Consider the following 13,588-nt stretch of genomic DNA (forward strand, 5'->3'; position numbering starts at 1 on the left):
GCTACTGCGGGTCGGCGACGGCGACGCGGGCGGCCCGCAGGACACGCTCGCCCGCACGGTAGCCCGGCTGGAGCACCGTGACGATCGTCGTCTCGGTGGCATCCGTCGGCAGGTCCGAGTCCTGCGGATCCCACTCGGCGTGCATCAGTGCCTCGTGGACGTTGGGGTCGAAGGGCTCACCCTTCGCCCCGACACGCTCCAGGCCGTACTTGCCCAGCGCTTGCTGGAGCTTGTCGGTGATGGTGCGCACCGGGGTGCCCTCGGGCAGGTCCCCGTGCTGATCGGCGAGCTGGATCTCGTCGAGCACCGGCAGGAGCGTCTCGAGGACGTCGTGCGCCGCACGGATCTGGATCTCCGCCCGGTCGCGGTCCACACGTCGCTTGTAGTTGACGTACTCGGCCTGCAGTCGCTGCAGGTCCGCGAGCCGCTCGGCCGCGAGGGCGGTGTCGGGGTGCACATCGCCCTCGGGGGCGTCCGACGGTGTCGTGTCGTCTCCGTCGGACGAACCGCCGGGGGCGGCCCCGGAGCCAGCGCTCGGCTGCTCCTGCGGGACCACCTCGGCCTCGACCGGCTCCTCGGCACCAGGGGCAGCGTCGACCGCGTCCACGCTCACCTCGGGGTCGATCGGCTGGTTGGGGTCGGTCACTTCTTCTCCTCGGTGTCGGACTCGTCGTCGACGACCTCGGCGTCGACGATGTCGTCGTCACCCTCGGCGGAGCCCTGGTCGCCACCGGCGTCGGCACCCGGGGTCCCGCCACCGGCCTGCTCCTCCTCGGCGGAGGCCGCGTAGAGGGCGGCGCCCATCTTCTGGCTCTCCTCGTTGAGGGTGTCGACCTTTGCGTTCAGGTCCTCGACGCTGATCTCGGACTCGGGCTTGATGGCCTCCTTGAGGTCGGCCAGGGCGTCGTCGACGGGCTTGCGCTGCTCGTCGGTCAGCTTCTCGCCGGACTCGGTGAGGAACTTCTCCGTGGAGTAGACGAGGTTCTCCGCGGTGTTGCGTGCCTCGGTCTCCTCACGGCGCTTGGCGTCCTCGTCCGCGTGGGCCTCGGCCTCCTTGACCATGCGGTCGATCTCCTCCTTCGACAGCGCGGAGCCGCCGGAGATGGTGATCTTCTGCTCCTGGCCGGTGCCGCGGTCCTTGGCGGAGACATTGACGATGCCGTTGGCGTCGATGTCGAAGGTGACCTCGACCTGCGGCACACCGCGCGGTGCCGGCGCGATGCCGGAGAGCTCGAAGGTGCCGAGGTTCTTGTTCTGCTGGGCGATCTCACGCTCACCCTGGAAGACCTGGATGAGGACCGAGGGCTGGTTGTCCTCGGCGGTGGAGAAGACCTCGGAGCGCTTGGTCGGGATGGCCGTGTTGCGCTCGATCAACTTGGTGAACAGGCCACCCTTGGTCTCGATGCCCAGGGACAGCGGGGTGACGTCGATGAGCAGGACGTCCTTGCGCTCACCCTTGAGGACGCCGGCCTGCAGGGCCGCGCCGAGCGCGACGACCTCGTCCGGGTTGACGCCCTTGTTCGGGTCCTTCTTGGTCATCTCCGTGACGAGCTCGCTGACCGCGGGCATGCGGGTCGAGCCACCGACGAGGACCACGTGGTCGATGTCGGAGAGGGAGACGCCGGCGTCCTTGATGACGTTCTCGAAGGGCTGCTTCGTGCGGTCGAGCAGGTCCTTGGTCATCTTCTCGAAGTTGGCACGGGAGAGCGACTCGTCCAGGTGGATGGGACCGTTGTCGCCCATGCTCAGGTACTGCAGGTTGATCGACGTGGTCGACGCGGAGGACAGCTCCTTCTTGGCCTGCTCCGCGGCGTCACGCAGACGCTGCATGGCGATCTTGTCGTTGGCCAGGTCCACGCCGGTGTTGTTCTTGACCTGGGTCAGCAGGTGGTCGACGATCCGCTCGTCCCAGTCGTCACCACCGAGCTGGTTGTCACCGGAGGTGGCGCGCACCTGGATGGTGGAGAAGCCGTCCTCGGGGTCCTTGCCGACCTCGAGCAGGGAGACGTCGAAGGTACCGCCACCGAGGTCGAAGACGAGGATGAGCTCGTCCTCCTTGCCCTTGTCCAGCCCGTAGGCCAGCGCAGCCGCGGTGGGCTCGTTGACGATGCGCAGGACGTTCAGGCCCGCGATCTCGCCGGCCTCCTTGGTGGCCTGGCGCTCGTGGTCGTCGAAGTAGGCGGGGACGGTGACGACCGCGTCGGTGACGTCCTCACCGAGGTAGGCCTCGGCGTCGCGCTTGAGCTTCTGCAGGGTGCGCGCGGAGATCTCCTGCGCGGTGTACTTCTTGCCGTCGATGTCGTCCGAGGTCCAGTCCGTGCCGATGTGGCGCTTGACGGAGCGGAGGGTGCGGTCGGCGTTCGTCACGGCCTGACGCTTCGCGACCTCACCGGCGAGGACCTCGCCGCCCTTGGAGAAGGCGACGACGGACGGGGTGGTGCGACCACCCTCGGCGTTCGCGATGATCGTGGGCTCGCCACCCTCGAGGACGGCGACGGCAGAGTTGGTGGTTCCGAGGTCGATGCCAACGGCACGGGCCATGGGGCGCTCCTTCGTGATCGGGTGTCGAGGCCGGGCCCCGACGGGAGTTGAGTTGCTGATACTCAACTTAGACACCGAACTGCAGCCTGCGCAAATCCGAGGCTCAAAAGTTGAGTTCACTTGGCTCAACTAAGGACGGCCGGGGTTTGTTCCCACCCGTGATGCAGCAGCGGGACTACCATTCGCCCATGGGTTGCAGCTGCGCGCCGGTCCCGGAGAGCTGGGCCCACTCGTGTTCCTGACCCATCGCCACACCACGGCCCTTGCCCCCGCATCTGCGGCCACTCGCATCAGTGCCTACGTCTACGGCAACATCCTGGTGCTGGCCGCCCTGGTGCCGATCACCCTCTCCCAGACCTACTGGGGCATCGCCATCGTCGCAGGCGTGGCGTTCTCGACCTTCATCGCGCACGTGTTCGCGCACGCACTCGTGCAGAACCTGCACGCGGGCAGGTCGCTGACCCGCTCCGAGCGCCTGGCCCTGCTGCCGGATGCCATGCCCATCGTCACGTCCGCCGTGCTGCCCTGCGCCGTCCTCGCCACGGCGGGTCTGCACTGGACGGATCCGCGCAACGTGCAGCTGCTCGCCGAGGTGGTGATCCTGATCCGCATCGCGATGATCGTCTTCGTCGTCGAGCGGCTCCAGGGGAAGAAGCCCTCGGGTGGGACATGGATCTTCTCGGTCGCCATCGCGTTGTTGGCCGCGGTCGTCGTCGCGGTGAAGGTGGTCCTCACCCACTGATCACCCGCCGTACCGTGCGGCGGTCCCGATCAGCGGGCCACGTAGACGGTGTTGCTCGACTCCCCACCGGTGAGGAAGTTGTCGAAGCCGACCACGTGCGCGTCCACCCGGTCGAAGACCTGCTCGAGCAGCGCGCCGAACTGCTCGTCCGGCGGGTCGTCCGACCAGAGCGCGAAGACACCGTCGGACCTGAGGTGCGAACGCAGACGGCGCAGCCCGTCCACCGTGTAGAACGGCGCGTGGTCCGGATGCAACAGGTGGTGCGGCGTGTGGTCGATGTCCAGCAGCACGGCGTCGAAGGTGCGCCCGGGAGCCTGCGGGTCGAGCCCCTCCTCGGATGCGGCCAGCGCGAAGAAGTCGTCGTGGAGCAACCGGGTGCGCGGGTCCCGCACCAGCTGCCGGGACTCCGGCAGCAACTCGCGCTCGTGCCAGTCGATGACCTCGGCCATGGCGTCGACGACGACCAACGAGCGCACCCGCGGGACCTCCAGGGCCGCCCTCGCGGTGCAGCCGAGGCCGAGGCCGCCGACGACGACGTCCAGCTGGTCGCCCTTCGCCTGCGCCAGGCCCAGCCGGGCCAGCTCGACCTCGGCGACCGTGAAGAGGCTGGACATGAGGAACTCGTCGCCGAGCTTCACCTCGTAGACATCGACCTTGAGCGTCGGCTCGATCCGCCGGCGCAGGCTGATCTCCCCCCGTGGCGTCTCGCTCCAGGCCAGTTCCTCGAATCGTCGCATCGCCCCCAGTGTGCCTCCCGGGGCGCGCCTCCTGCGTCAACCGTGGGTGAGGGGGTAGGGCAGTGGTGACGTCGTGGAGAGGACGCCATCGATGAACGACGAGGACGAGACGGTGCTTTTCGCGACCATCGCGAGGGATCTGGCCAGCGAGACCTCCGAGCAGGGCGTGCTCGACGCCGTCGTGGACATGGCCGTGGACCTGGTGCCCGGGTGCGACGACGCCGGGATCATGCTCCTGACCAAGCGGCAGAAGGTCGCGACGCCTGCCGCCACCAGCCAGCGGGTGCGCGACTCCGACGATGCCCAGGCAGAGTTCGGCGAGGGACCGTGCTACGACGCCTCGCACGCTCAGGAGGCGCGCAACCAGGCCTTCCACTGCCCGTCGACGAGGACCGACACCCGGTGGCCCCGGTACCTGCCCCGTGCGCGTGAGCTCGGGGTCGGGGGCATGCTCGGCTTCCAGCTGTTCAACCACCAGCACACGTTCGGCGCGCTGAACCTCTACAGCGACCGGGAGCACGCCCTCGGCGTCGTGAGCGAGAGCCGTGGCTGGGTCCTGGCCTCCCACGCCGCGGTCGCGCTGACCGCGGCACGCACGAGCCGACAGCTGCACGCCGCGCTGGAGAACGCTCGCACGATCGGGCAGGCGGTCGGGATGGTGCGGGCGCGCTACGACATGTCGGAGGAGCAGGCGACCTCGGTCCTGCTGCGGATGTCGCAGGAGAACAACGTCAAGATGTCCGACCTCGCCGAGTCCGTCGTCACGCGGGGCGACCTGTCGGGCTGACCCGCAACGACCGGCCGGGGAGTGACCCGGCACCCGATCGGTCATCGACGAAGGGGACAATGCCGTCATGGGTGCAGGACACGATCACACCCCCGCCATCGAGACCGGCCACCCGGGGGACTTCCGCGCGAAGCTCGCCATCGTCTTCGTCATCACGGCGGGCGTCGTGGTCACGCAGGCCGTCGGCGCGTGGCTCACCGGGAGCCTCGCGCTGCTGACCGACACGGCCCACGCCCTCACCGACGCATCAGGGCTGCTCGTCGCGCTCGTCGCCGGCACATTGATGCTGCGCCCCCCGTCGCCCGGGCGGACCTGGGGCTACCGACGCATCGAGGTGATCGCGGCGCTGGCCCAGGCCACCCTCCTGCTCGTCGTCGGTGCCTACGCGGCGGTGGAAGGCGTGCGCCGCCTCCTCGACCCGCCGACGATCCTGGCCGGGGAGCTGCTGGTCTTCGGTGTCATCGGTCTGGTGGCCAACGTCATCGCCATTGCCGTGCTCGCCTCGGGCCGGTCGGCGAACTTCAACATGCGCGCCGCCTTCCTCGAGGTGCTCAACGACGCCCTCGGCTCGGTCGGCGTGATCATCGCGGCGATCGTCATCTCGACCTCCGGGTACCTGCGGGCGGATGCCATCGCCGCCCTCTTCATCGCGGTGCTCATCCTGCCGCGCGCGATCAAGCTCATGCGCGAGACCTCGAGCGTGCTCATGGAGTTCGCGCCGAAGGGACTGGACCTGGACGAGGTCCACCACCACATCCTGTCCGTGGAGCACGTGCGCGAGGTCCACGACCTGCACGCCTCCACCGTGGCAACCGGGCTGCCCACGCTCACCGCCCACGTCGTCGTGGACGAGGAGTGTTTCGTCGACGGGCATGCCGCCGAGGTACTGGCCCAGGTCAAGGAGTGCGTCGCCGAGCACTTCGACGTGGCGATCCACCACTCGACCATCCAGGTCGAGACACCGACGATCAGCAAGGATGAGCCGCGCTCGACCAAGCACTGACGGACACGACCCGGGGTCACCGGCGAGGATGGTCCCCGTGACACGGAGTACGGGGACAACGACAGCGGTGGTGGCCGCCATCGGGGCTGCCGCGCTCTGGGGAACCACGGGCACCGCCCAGGCACTCGGTCCGGAGGGTACCCAGCCGGTCGTGGTGGGAACGTTGCGCATCGTCGCCGGTGCGCTGGCCCTGGCGCTGCTGGCCGTGGCGATCCGGCCCCGGAGCGGCCGGGCCCACCCCACCGTCCGGGCGGCACGGGTCCCCCAGCCGGTCGTCGTGCTGCTCGGCGGCCTCTGCGTCGCGGCTTACCAGGTGTGCTTCTTCGAAGGGGTCGCCCGCGCCGGGGTGGCGGTCGGTACGGTCGTGGCGCTGGGGACCGCTCCTCTCGCAACCGGTCTTCTCGGCCTCCTGCTGTCCGAGAGACCACGTCCCCGGTGGGCCGTGGCGACGACCGGGGCGGTCACGGGTGTCGTCCTCCTGGTGGCCGGATCCGCCGGCGGGGCCGAGCGGGTCGATGCGCTGGGCATCGCCGCGGCCGTCGGCGCGGGTGTGTCCTACGCGGGCTACACGGTCGCCGCCCGCACGCTCCTGCTCCGGGGAGTACGCGGACTGGCCGTCGTGGCCGGCCTCTTCGTCACCGGCGCCGTCCTGCTGTTGCCCGCGCTCTTCTCGGCCGACCTGACGTGGCTGCGTGCCCCCGCCGGGTGGGCCGTGGTGCTCTGGCTCGGGATCGGCGCGACCGGGGTCTCCTACGTGCTCTTCCAGCACGGGCTGGCCCGGCTCTCCGCGAGCACGGTCGCCACCCTCTCGCTCGCCGAACCGGTCACGGCGACCCTGCTGGGAGTGCTCGTCCTGCGTGAGACCCTCTCGGCGCTCTCTGCCGCCGGTATCGCTGTGGCCCTGCTCAGTCTGCTGCTCGTGGCGGCTCCGGCGCACCGCCGTGGACGACGCCTCGGCTCGAGGTCGGTGCCGTCCCCGCCATGAGGACAGTCGCCTTCCACTGGAGCGGCGGCAAGGACTCGGCCCTGGCCCTGACCGCCCTGCTCGACGACGAGAGCGTCGTCGTCGACCGGCTGGTGACGACGGTCCTGCGTGAGAGCAGCGCCTCGACGGTGCACGAGATCCCGGTCGACCTGCTGCAGGCGCAGGCGGACAGTATCGGCCTGCCGCTGCAGACGGTGGTGATCCCGGGGCCGGGTCTGGGCGGATACGTCGAGGCGATGGACGCTGCCGCGACCCGGATGCGAAGGGAGGGCATCGACACCTTCGCCTTCGGTGACCTGTGTGCATCGGGGGTCCTCGACCACAAGGTGGCGCAGTTCGCGCCGCTCGGGATCGAGGTGCTCGAGCCCCTGTGGGGGCTGACCTCGCACGAGTGCGTGGAGAGGTTCCTCGCCTCGGGCATCCGCGCCGTCACCGTCGTCGTCGATGCGGCCGTGCTCGGTCCCGACGGCCTCGGGGTCGGCCTGGACCACGACTTCTTCGCCGACCTTCCCGCTGGTGTCGATCCGTGCGGGGAGCTCGGCGAGTTCCACTCCTTCGCGCACGACGGTCCGCTCTTCCGGCGACCGGTCGACTTCGAGCTCACCGCACCGCGCCGGTTCGAGCAGGAGATCGGGACCACCGACGGGATGCGGACCTACACCTACTGGTTGGCCACGCCCCGGGGACGCCGGTGACCTCCCGGGCCGCAGCGCAGCAGCGACGCAGCTACACGAGGATGCGCAGCGCCTGCTGCCGGACGGTGAAGCTCATCGGTGTCCGACCGACGATGTCCCCGTCCGCGTAGACCCGCTGCCCGACGGGCGCACTGACCTCGATCTCCCGTCCCCGAGCCGCGCGGATGTCGACGCCGTCGATGTGGGTGCCCTTGAAGTACCGCGGCAGAAGCATCGGGTACTTCCACCGCGGTAGGCCCTCGACGGTGGTGACGTCGAGTTCCCCGTCGTCGAGGTCGGCGTCCGGGTTGACCTTCATCCCGGCGCCGTAGTGGCCCGAGTTGCCGATCGCCACACTCCACCCGGCGAAGGTGCGGCTGCGCCCGTCCGTCGTCATCGTGATCGAGGTCGACCGGGTCTCCAGCAGGGCCCGGGCTCCGCCGTAGGCGTAGACCAGACCTCCCGGCAGCCAGCCCGGAGCCTGGTTGGCGTGGTCGTTGGCGCGGGAGTCGTAGCCGACCGTGGCCACGCCGAGGAAGGGGGTGGCTCCCGCGTAGCCGACGTCCACCCTTCGCTCCGTGGCGAAGGGCAGCGCCGACGCCGCCTCGTCCAGGATCCGGGAGCCACCGACGGCTCGGATGAAGTCGCACCCACGACCGCCGGGCAGGGGCGCGACGAGCGCGTCGGATCGGATGGCCCCCTCCGCGACCCGGGCGAGCAGACCGTCGCCGCCCAGCGCGACGAGCAGCCGTCCGTCCGACCCTCCGGCCGCGGCGGTCTCGACCGCGTGCTCGGCGGACGTGGTCACCGCGACCTCGACCGACCACCCGTGCGCACGCAGGATGTCCGCCGCCACCGGGATCAAGGTCCTGGTCTCGCCGTTGCGCGCGGCGGGGTTGGCCACGATCAGGGCGTCCCGGATGCTCATCCGCGGTCCCCCTCCTCGGGCAGGAGCTTGCCGGGGTTGAGGATCCCGGTCGGATCGAGCTCGGCCTTGATCGCCCGCAGGATCCGGATGCCGCCGTCGCCGATCTCCGTCCCGATCCACCGACGGTGGTCGGTGCCGACGGCGTGGTGGTGGGTGATGGTGCCACCGGCCTCGATCATCGCGGTGCCGGCGGCCGTCTTGACCCTCTCCCACTGGGCGATGGGGTCGCTCTCGCCGCTGGCCAGCACGGTGTAGTAGAGCGAGGCGCCACCGTCGCCGAGGTGGGAGATGTGGCACTGCACCCAGACACGACCCATCGACTCGGCGATCGCCGCCTGCACCCGGTCGTGGAGGTGCTGCAGGTTGTCCCACGTCGTCGCGGTCTCCACCGTCTCGACGAAGACGCCGCGGTCCATCAGGTGGTCGCGCTGGTACGGGCCACGGAAGCGGCCCCCCATCCAGTGCTCGGCGATCGAGTCGGTCATCCTGACCGCGCCGTGGCGCTTGAGGAGCGCGGCGAGCCGCTTGCGTCGGAACTTCAGCGTGGCCTTGTCCTCGGCCTCGAACTGGAAGACCGCGAGAGCGGGGTCGCGCCACCCGCGGGCCCGCATCAGCCCCATGCCGGCCATCCCGGGGATCCCGGCCTGCGCCATCACCGTGGTCGTCTCGTTGTGGTCGGACAACCGGGAGACGTCGGGCATGATCCCGTGGCCCAGCTCCTGCGCCAGGCCGCGGAAGGCGGCGAACCCGGTCTCGGTGTCACGCAGCGCCCAGGTCTCCTGGTGCTCGATCACGGGCCGGCGGGCCAGCTGCACCGTGGCCTCGGTGACGACACCGAGGAGGCCCTCGCTGCCGATGACGACGTCGAGCAGCTTCGGTCCCGCCGCTGTCTGGTTGGCCGGCGTCCGGCCACCGAGGACGACATCGCCGGTCGGGGTCGCCATGGTCACCGAGACGACGTTCTCCTCGAACCGGCCGTACCCGGACGAGGCCTGGCCGGCGCTGCGGGTGACGAGGTACCCACCGATGGTGGCCTGCTGGTAGCTCTGCGGGAAGTGGCCCAGGGTCAGGTCGTACCGCTGGAAGACCGCCTCGGCCTCGGGCCCGCGGGCACCGGCCTGCACGACCGCCGTCTGGGAGACCGGGTCGACCCGTGTGACGGCATTGAGGCGCCGCAGGTCGAGACTGATCACCGCGGCGAAGCGGCCGCGTACGGGGTCGACTCCACCGACGACGCTGGTGCCGCCACCGAAGGGGACGACCGCCACCTCGTGCTCCACGCAGGCGGCGAGCAGCTCGGAGACCTCCCGTGAGGTGCCGGGGAAGACCACCGCGTCCGGGGCCCGGGATCCGTCGCCGGTGCGCAGGCGGTGCAGGTCCGGGTAGCTCTTGCCGCCGGCATGCTCCACGCGGTCGAGGTGCTCGGTGGAGACGTGCTCGTCGCCGACGACCGCGGCCAGCGCCGCCCGGGCGGAGTCCGTCAGGCGCACCGCGGGCAGGCGCACGTCCTCCAGCGCGACCGGCGGCGTCTCCCGCGCGGCCGGCTCGACCCCGCCGAGGAACTTCAGCAGCGGCCAGCCACCGGTGGGCAGGGGCTTGACGTGCGCCGGGTCACCCCACCCGTGCCAGACGGAGCGCCGCGGAAGGTCGGTGAGATCAGCCATGCGGGCATTGTGCCAAGTTGTACGATCCACGAACTGCCCGACAACCGTGACGCTCCACTCAGCCGAGGAGTCCATTGAGCCCCCGGACCCCGTCCTCCAGCCTCAACCGCGAGCAGCGGCGCGAGGCCCTCGACCGGCTGGCCACCGACCGCTATGACGTCATCGTCGTCGGCGGTGGCGTCACCGGTACCGGCGCCGCGCTGGATGCCGCGTCCCGCGGTCTGCGCACCGCCCTCGTCGAGCGCGCCGACCTCGCCTCGGGCACGAGCCGCTGGAGCAGCAAGCTCGTGCACGGCGGGCTGCGGTACCTGGCCAAGGCCGACGTCCCGATCGCCCACCGCTCGGCGGTCGAGCGCCATCACCTGCTGACCCGGACCGCGCCGCACCTCGTACGTCCGCTGCGCAACATCGTCCCGGACACGACCGTGGTCGAGTCGCTCGCGTCCAATGCCGGCATCGTCCTCGCCGACGGGCTCCGCCGGGTCGCCGGGACCCCCGGCTCGATCCTGCCGACCCCCTCCCGGGTCTCGGCCGCCGGGGTCCGCGCGCTCGTGCCCGCGGCCCGCGAGGGCCTGCGCGGGATCATGTACTCCGACGGTCAGGTCGAGGACGACGCGCGTCTGGTGACCACCCTGGCCCGCACGGCCGCCGCCCACGGGGCGGACATCGTCACCTATGTCGACGCCGAGCCGCTCGACGCCGATCGGGTGCGCCTGACCGACACCCTCTCCGGCACGACGATCGACGCCACCGGACACGTCCTGCTGGCCACCGGTGTCTGGAGCGGCGAGTACGAGCCGTCGATCGCCGTCACCCCCTCCCGCGGGTCCCACCTCGTGCTGCGGGCCGAGCGGCTGGGCTTCCCCACCGCGCAGCTGAGTGCGCCGGTGCCCGGGCACTTCGGCCGCTTCATCTTCACCATCCCGATCAGCGGCGACCTGGTCCTCCTCGGCCTGACCGACGAAGGCGCTCCCGGCGCCGACCCCACCGCTCCCCCGGTCCCGCTGGCCGACGAGACCTTCCTGCTGGAGACGATGAGCACCGTGCTAGCCGAGCCGCTGACCCGGAGCGACGTCGTGGGTCGCTTCGCCGGCCTGCGGCCGCTGGTCACCCTCGCCGGCCGGGGCGAAGGGGGCGCCAGCGCCGACGCCTCCCGCGACCACCTGCTCATCGACGAGCCGGGACGCCCGATCACGATCACCGGCGGCAAGCTGACCGAGTACCGGAAGATGGCCGAGGACGCGATCGACGCCATCGCAATCCGCGTCGGCGGTCCGGTCGCCCCGTGCCGGACCACCTCCCTTCCCCTCCTGGGTGCCGCGCCGCCACACCTGCTGGAGCGGGTCGCGGCCCCCACCCGGCTCGTGCGCCGCTACGGCACGCTCGCTCCCCGGGTGACGGCGTTCGCGGAGGCCGATCCGGGTCTGGCCGAGCAGGTCGCGCCGGGCTGCCCGACCATCGGCGCCGAGTTCACCCACGCCGTCGCGCACGAGGGCGCCCTCACCGTCGAGGACCTGATCGAGCGTCGCACCCGGATCAGCTTCGTCGATGCGGACGTCACACGCGCCACCGCCGCCGCAGAGCGCGCGCTCGCACTCACCGTCTGACGCCATCGCCCCGGATTGTCGCCTGAACCACCCTGCTGGACCCGGCCGTCGCGGACTCCTCGAGCGCGAACGGGGGTAGCGTCATCCGCGTGGCCCAGGGCACGATGAACACGCATCTGCTGAACCGTCTGGTGGCGAATCCTGCCCGAACGGTCATGATGGGCTTCGCCACGGTCATCGCCCTCGGCACTCTGGCCCTGTGGACGCCACTGGCCGCGGAGACGGGCGAGTCCACCGACGTCCTCACGGCGCTGTTCACCGCGACGTCGGCCACGTGCGTCACCGGTCTGACCACCGTCGACACGGCCACCCACTGGTCGACCTTCGGTGAAGTGACCATCCTCGCGCTGATCCAGATCGGCGGCCTCGGCGTCATGTCGGCCGCGACCCTGCTGGTCATGGTCATCGGCCGCCGGTTGGCCGCCCCGGCCAACGTGCTGACCAGCGCCGAGTCACGCGCCATCTTCCACCGCACCCCGGGCGACGTCGTCCTCGGCATCGTCTGGTTCACCCTGGCCGTCGAGGTGGCGACCACCCTGGCGCTCTCGGTCCGGCTGCGCGTGGCCTACCACGACGGCTGGTCCGAGGCGCTCTATTCCGGCCTCTTCCACGCGATCTCGGCCTTCAACAACGCCGGTTTCGCCCTGCAGGCCGACAGCGCAGTGCCCTGGGTGGAGGACCCGTGGATGTGCGTGCCGATCATGGCATCGGTGATGGTCGGCGGACTCGGCTTCCCCGTGTGGTGGGAGGTGCTGCGGCACTGGCGCCAGCAGTTCCGGCGGTGGACGACACACGCACGGATCGTCCTGTGGGGATCGCTCGTGCTGTGGATCGGCGGCGCGGGTGCCCTGGCCGCCTTCGAGTGGCGCAACGAGGACACGCTCGGCCCCTTGGGCACCGGGGGCAAGTTCCTTGCCGCGGCCTTCCAGTCCGTGGCCGCCCGCACCGCCGGCTTCAACAGCATCGACATCGGCGCACTGCACGAGGAGAGCCTGCTGCTGCTGGACGGACTGATGTTCATCGGGGGCGGCAACGCCGGCACCGCGGGCGGCATCAAGGTCTCGACCTTCGCACTGCTCGGTTTCGTCATCTGGGCCGAGCTGCGCGGCGAGCCCTCCGTGCGCGTGCTGCGCCGTCGGCTCTCCCCGGAGAACATGCGCCAGGCGTTGACGGTGGTCCTGCTGGGTGTCGGCCTCGTCGGTGGGTCGACGGCCATCCTGCTCGTGGTCACCCCCTTCACCCTCGACGCCGTGCTCTTCGAGGCGATCTCGGCCTTCGGCACCGTGGGGATGTCGACCGGCATCACCGGCAGGCTCCCACCGAGCGGCGAGGTGATCCTCATCGGGATGATGTTCCTCGGTCGCCTCGGACCGCTGACCCTCGGCGCCGCACTGGCGCTCCGCCACCGCCCTCGACGCTTCGAGGTCCCCCACGAAAGGGTTCTCGTTGGCTAGGTTCGACATCGCCGTCATCGGCCTCGGTCGCTTCGGCGCCGCCCTCGCGCTGCGTCTGGAGGGCGCAGGCCGTCGCGTCCTCGGCGTCGACATCGACGAGGCGGTGGTCGATGGCCTCGCCGAGGACATCGAGCACCTCGCCATCGCCGAGGCCCGGGACGAGGAAACCCTGCGTCAGCTCGGCATCACCCCCGACACCATCGTCGTGCTCGGGATGACGAACGTGGCTGCGTCCCTGATGACCGCGACGGCGCTGAACGAGCTCGGGATCCACGAGGTGTGGGCCAAAGCCGGCTCCCGCCAGCACTACGAGGCCCTGCTCCGCCTCGGTGTCACCCGGATCATCCAGCCCGAGCGTGACGCGGGCCTGTCGATGGCCGACGACCTCCTGCAGCGGTAGCGCCGGACCACCACGAGAGGCAGCAGGTTGTGCCTACGCACGCCGGGACGTTCGGCACCTGTTGCC

At 70.7% G+C, this 13,588-nt stretch carries 13 protein-coding genes; 8 read left to right on the plus strand and 5 right to left on the minus strand.

Annotated elements, in window-relative coordinates; genetic code table 11:
• Window position 1: 1 nt before the first annotated feature.
• Window positions 2-646: a nucleotide exchange factor GrpE gene (grpE, locus tag V1351_RS14420; RefSeq protein WP_338748886.1), complete on the minus strand. Its 645-nt coding sequence runs from the start codon at window positions 644-646 to the stop codon at window positions 2-4.
• Window positions 643-2,541 (minus strand): molecular chaperone DnaK, encoded by a 1,899-nt coding sequence (gene dnaK, locus V1351_RS14425; RefSeq protein ID WP_338748887.1) that lies wholly within the window; start codon window positions 2,539-2,541, stop codon window positions 643-645. The genes grpE and dnaK overlap by 4 nt, the downstream gene beginning before the upstream one ends.
• Window positions 2,542-2,773: 232 nt before the next feature.
• Between dnaK and V1351_RS14430 the strand changes: the two genes are divergently transcribed.
• Window positions 2,774-3,283 (plus strand): hypothetical protein, encoded by a 510-nt coding sequence (locus V1351_RS14430; RefSeq protein WP_338748888.1) that lies wholly within the window; start codon window positions 2,774-2,776, stop codon window positions 3,281-3,283.
• Window positions 3,284-3,312: 29 nt separating this feature from the next.
• Here V1351_RS14430 and V1351_RS14435 read toward each other — a convergent pair whose 3' ends face one another.
• Complete coding sequence (locus V1351_RS14435; RefSeq protein WP_338748889.1) at window positions 3,313-4,020, minus strand: spermidine synthase; 708 nt, start codon at window positions 4,018-4,020, stop codon at window positions 3,313-3,315.
• A 91-nt stretch (window positions 4,021-4,111) separates the two neighbouring features.
• Between V1351_RS14435 and V1351_RS14440 the strand changes: the two genes are divergently transcribed.
• From V1351_RS14440 to V1351_RS14455, 4 genes are all read left to right on the plus strand, one after another.
• Complete coding sequence (locus V1351_RS14440) at window positions 4,112-4,807, plus strand: GAF and ANTAR domain-containing protein (RefSeq protein ID WP_338748890.1); 696 nt, start codon at window positions 4,112-4,114, stop codon at window positions 4,805-4,807.
• Between the two features lie 67 nt (window positions 4,808-4,874).
• Window positions 4,875-5,810, plus strand: a complete 936-nt coding sequence (locus V1351_RS14445; protein ID WP_338748891.1) for a cation diffusion facilitator family transporter — start codon at window positions 4,875-4,877, stop codon at window positions 5,808-5,810.
• 37 nt (window positions 5,811-5,847) lie between these two features.
• The gene (locus V1351_RS14450; RefSeq protein ID WP_338748892.1) at window positions 5,848-6,795 is read left to right on the plus strand and encodes a DMT family transporter; all 948 of its coding nucleotides are present in this window, start codon (window positions 5,848-5,850) and stop codon (window positions 6,793-6,795) included.
• Window positions 6,792-7,490, plus strand: a complete 699-nt coding sequence (locus V1351_RS14455) for a hypothetical protein (RefSeq protein WP_338748893.1) — start codon at window positions 6,792-6,794, stop codon at window positions 7,488-7,490. Before V1351_RS14450 ends, V1351_RS14455 begins: the two co-directional genes overlap by 4 nt.
• Window positions 7,491-7,521: 31 nt before the next feature.
• Here the strand turns inward: V1351_RS14455 and V1351_RS14460 are convergent, their stop codons facing one another.
• Entirely contained in the window at window positions 7,522-8,397 is an 876-nt protein-coding gene (locus tag V1351_RS14460; RefSeq protein ID WP_338748894.1) for a diacylglycerol/lipid kinase family protein, read from the minus strand.
• The gene (locus V1351_RS14465; RefSeq protein ID WP_338748895.1) at window positions 8,394-10,061 is read right to left on the minus strand and encodes an FAD-binding oxidoreductase; all 1,668 of its coding nucleotides are present in this window, start codon (window positions 10,059-10,061) and stop codon (window positions 8,394-8,396) included. The genes V1351_RS14460 and V1351_RS14465 overlap by 4 nt, the downstream gene beginning before the upstream one ends.
• A gap of 74 nt (window positions 10,062-10,135) precedes the next feature.
• Between V1351_RS14465 and V1351_RS14470 the strand changes: the two genes are divergently transcribed.
• The 3 genes from V1351_RS14470 to V1351_RS14480 all read left to right on the plus strand — a co-directional run bounded on the left by V1351_RS14470 (window position 10,136) and on the right by V1351_RS14480 (window position 13,522).
• Complete coding sequence (locus V1351_RS14470) at window positions 10,136-11,668, plus strand: glycerol-3-phosphate dehydrogenase/oxidase (protein WP_338748896.1); 1,533 nt, start codon at window positions 10,136-10,138, stop codon at window positions 11,666-11,668.
• An 89-nt stretch (window positions 11,669-11,757) separates the two neighbouring features.
• Entirely contained in the window at window positions 11,758-13,122 is a 1,365-nt protein-coding gene (locus tag V1351_RS14475) for a TrkH family potassium uptake protein (protein ID WP_338748897.1), read from the plus strand.
• Window positions 13,115-13,522 carry a potassium channel family protein gene (locus V1351_RS14480; protein WP_338748898.1) on the plus strand — a complete coding sequence of 136 codons (408 nt, stop codon included), beginning with the start codon at window positions 13,115-13,117 and terminating at the stop codon, window positions 13,520-13,522. The genes V1351_RS14475 and V1351_RS14480 overlap by 8 nt, the downstream gene beginning before the upstream one ends.
• Window positions 13,523-13,588 lie beyond the last annotated feature (66 nt).

Source organism: Janibacter sp. A1S7 (assembly GCF_037198315.1).
Classification (GTDB): domain Bacteria; phylum Actinomycetota; class Actinomycetes; order Actinomycetales; family Dermatophilaceae; genus Janibacter; species Janibacter alittae.

Coding starts and splice junctions, on each gene's coding strand:
- V1351_RS14445 (WP_338748891.1), top strand. CDS start 4,875: ATGGGTGCAGGACACGATCACACCCCCGCCATCGAGACCGGCCACCCG.
- V1351_RS14440 (WP_338748890.1), top strand. CDS start 4,112: ATGAACGACGAGGACGAGACGGTGCTTTTCGCGACCATCGCGAGGGAT.
- V1351_RS14465 (WP_338748895.1), bottom strand. CDS start 10,061: ATGGCTGATCTCACCGACCTTCCGCGGCGCTCCGTCTGGCACGGGTGG.
- V1351_RS14455 (WP_338748893.1), top strand. CDS start 6,792: ATGAGGACAGTCGCCTTCCACTGGAGCGGCGGCAAGGACTCGGCCCTG.
- V1351_RS14435 (WP_338748889.1), bottom strand. CDS start 4,020: ATGCGACGATTCGAGGAACTGGCCTGGAGCGAGACGCCACGGGGGGAG.
- V1351_RS14460 (WP_338748894.1), bottom strand. CDS start 8,397: ATGAGCATCCGGGACGCCCTGATCGTGGCCAACCCCGCCGCGCGCAAC.
- dnaK (WP_338748887.1), bottom strand. CDS start 2,541: ATGGCCCGTGCCGTTGGCATCGACCTCGGAACCACCAACTCTGCCGTC.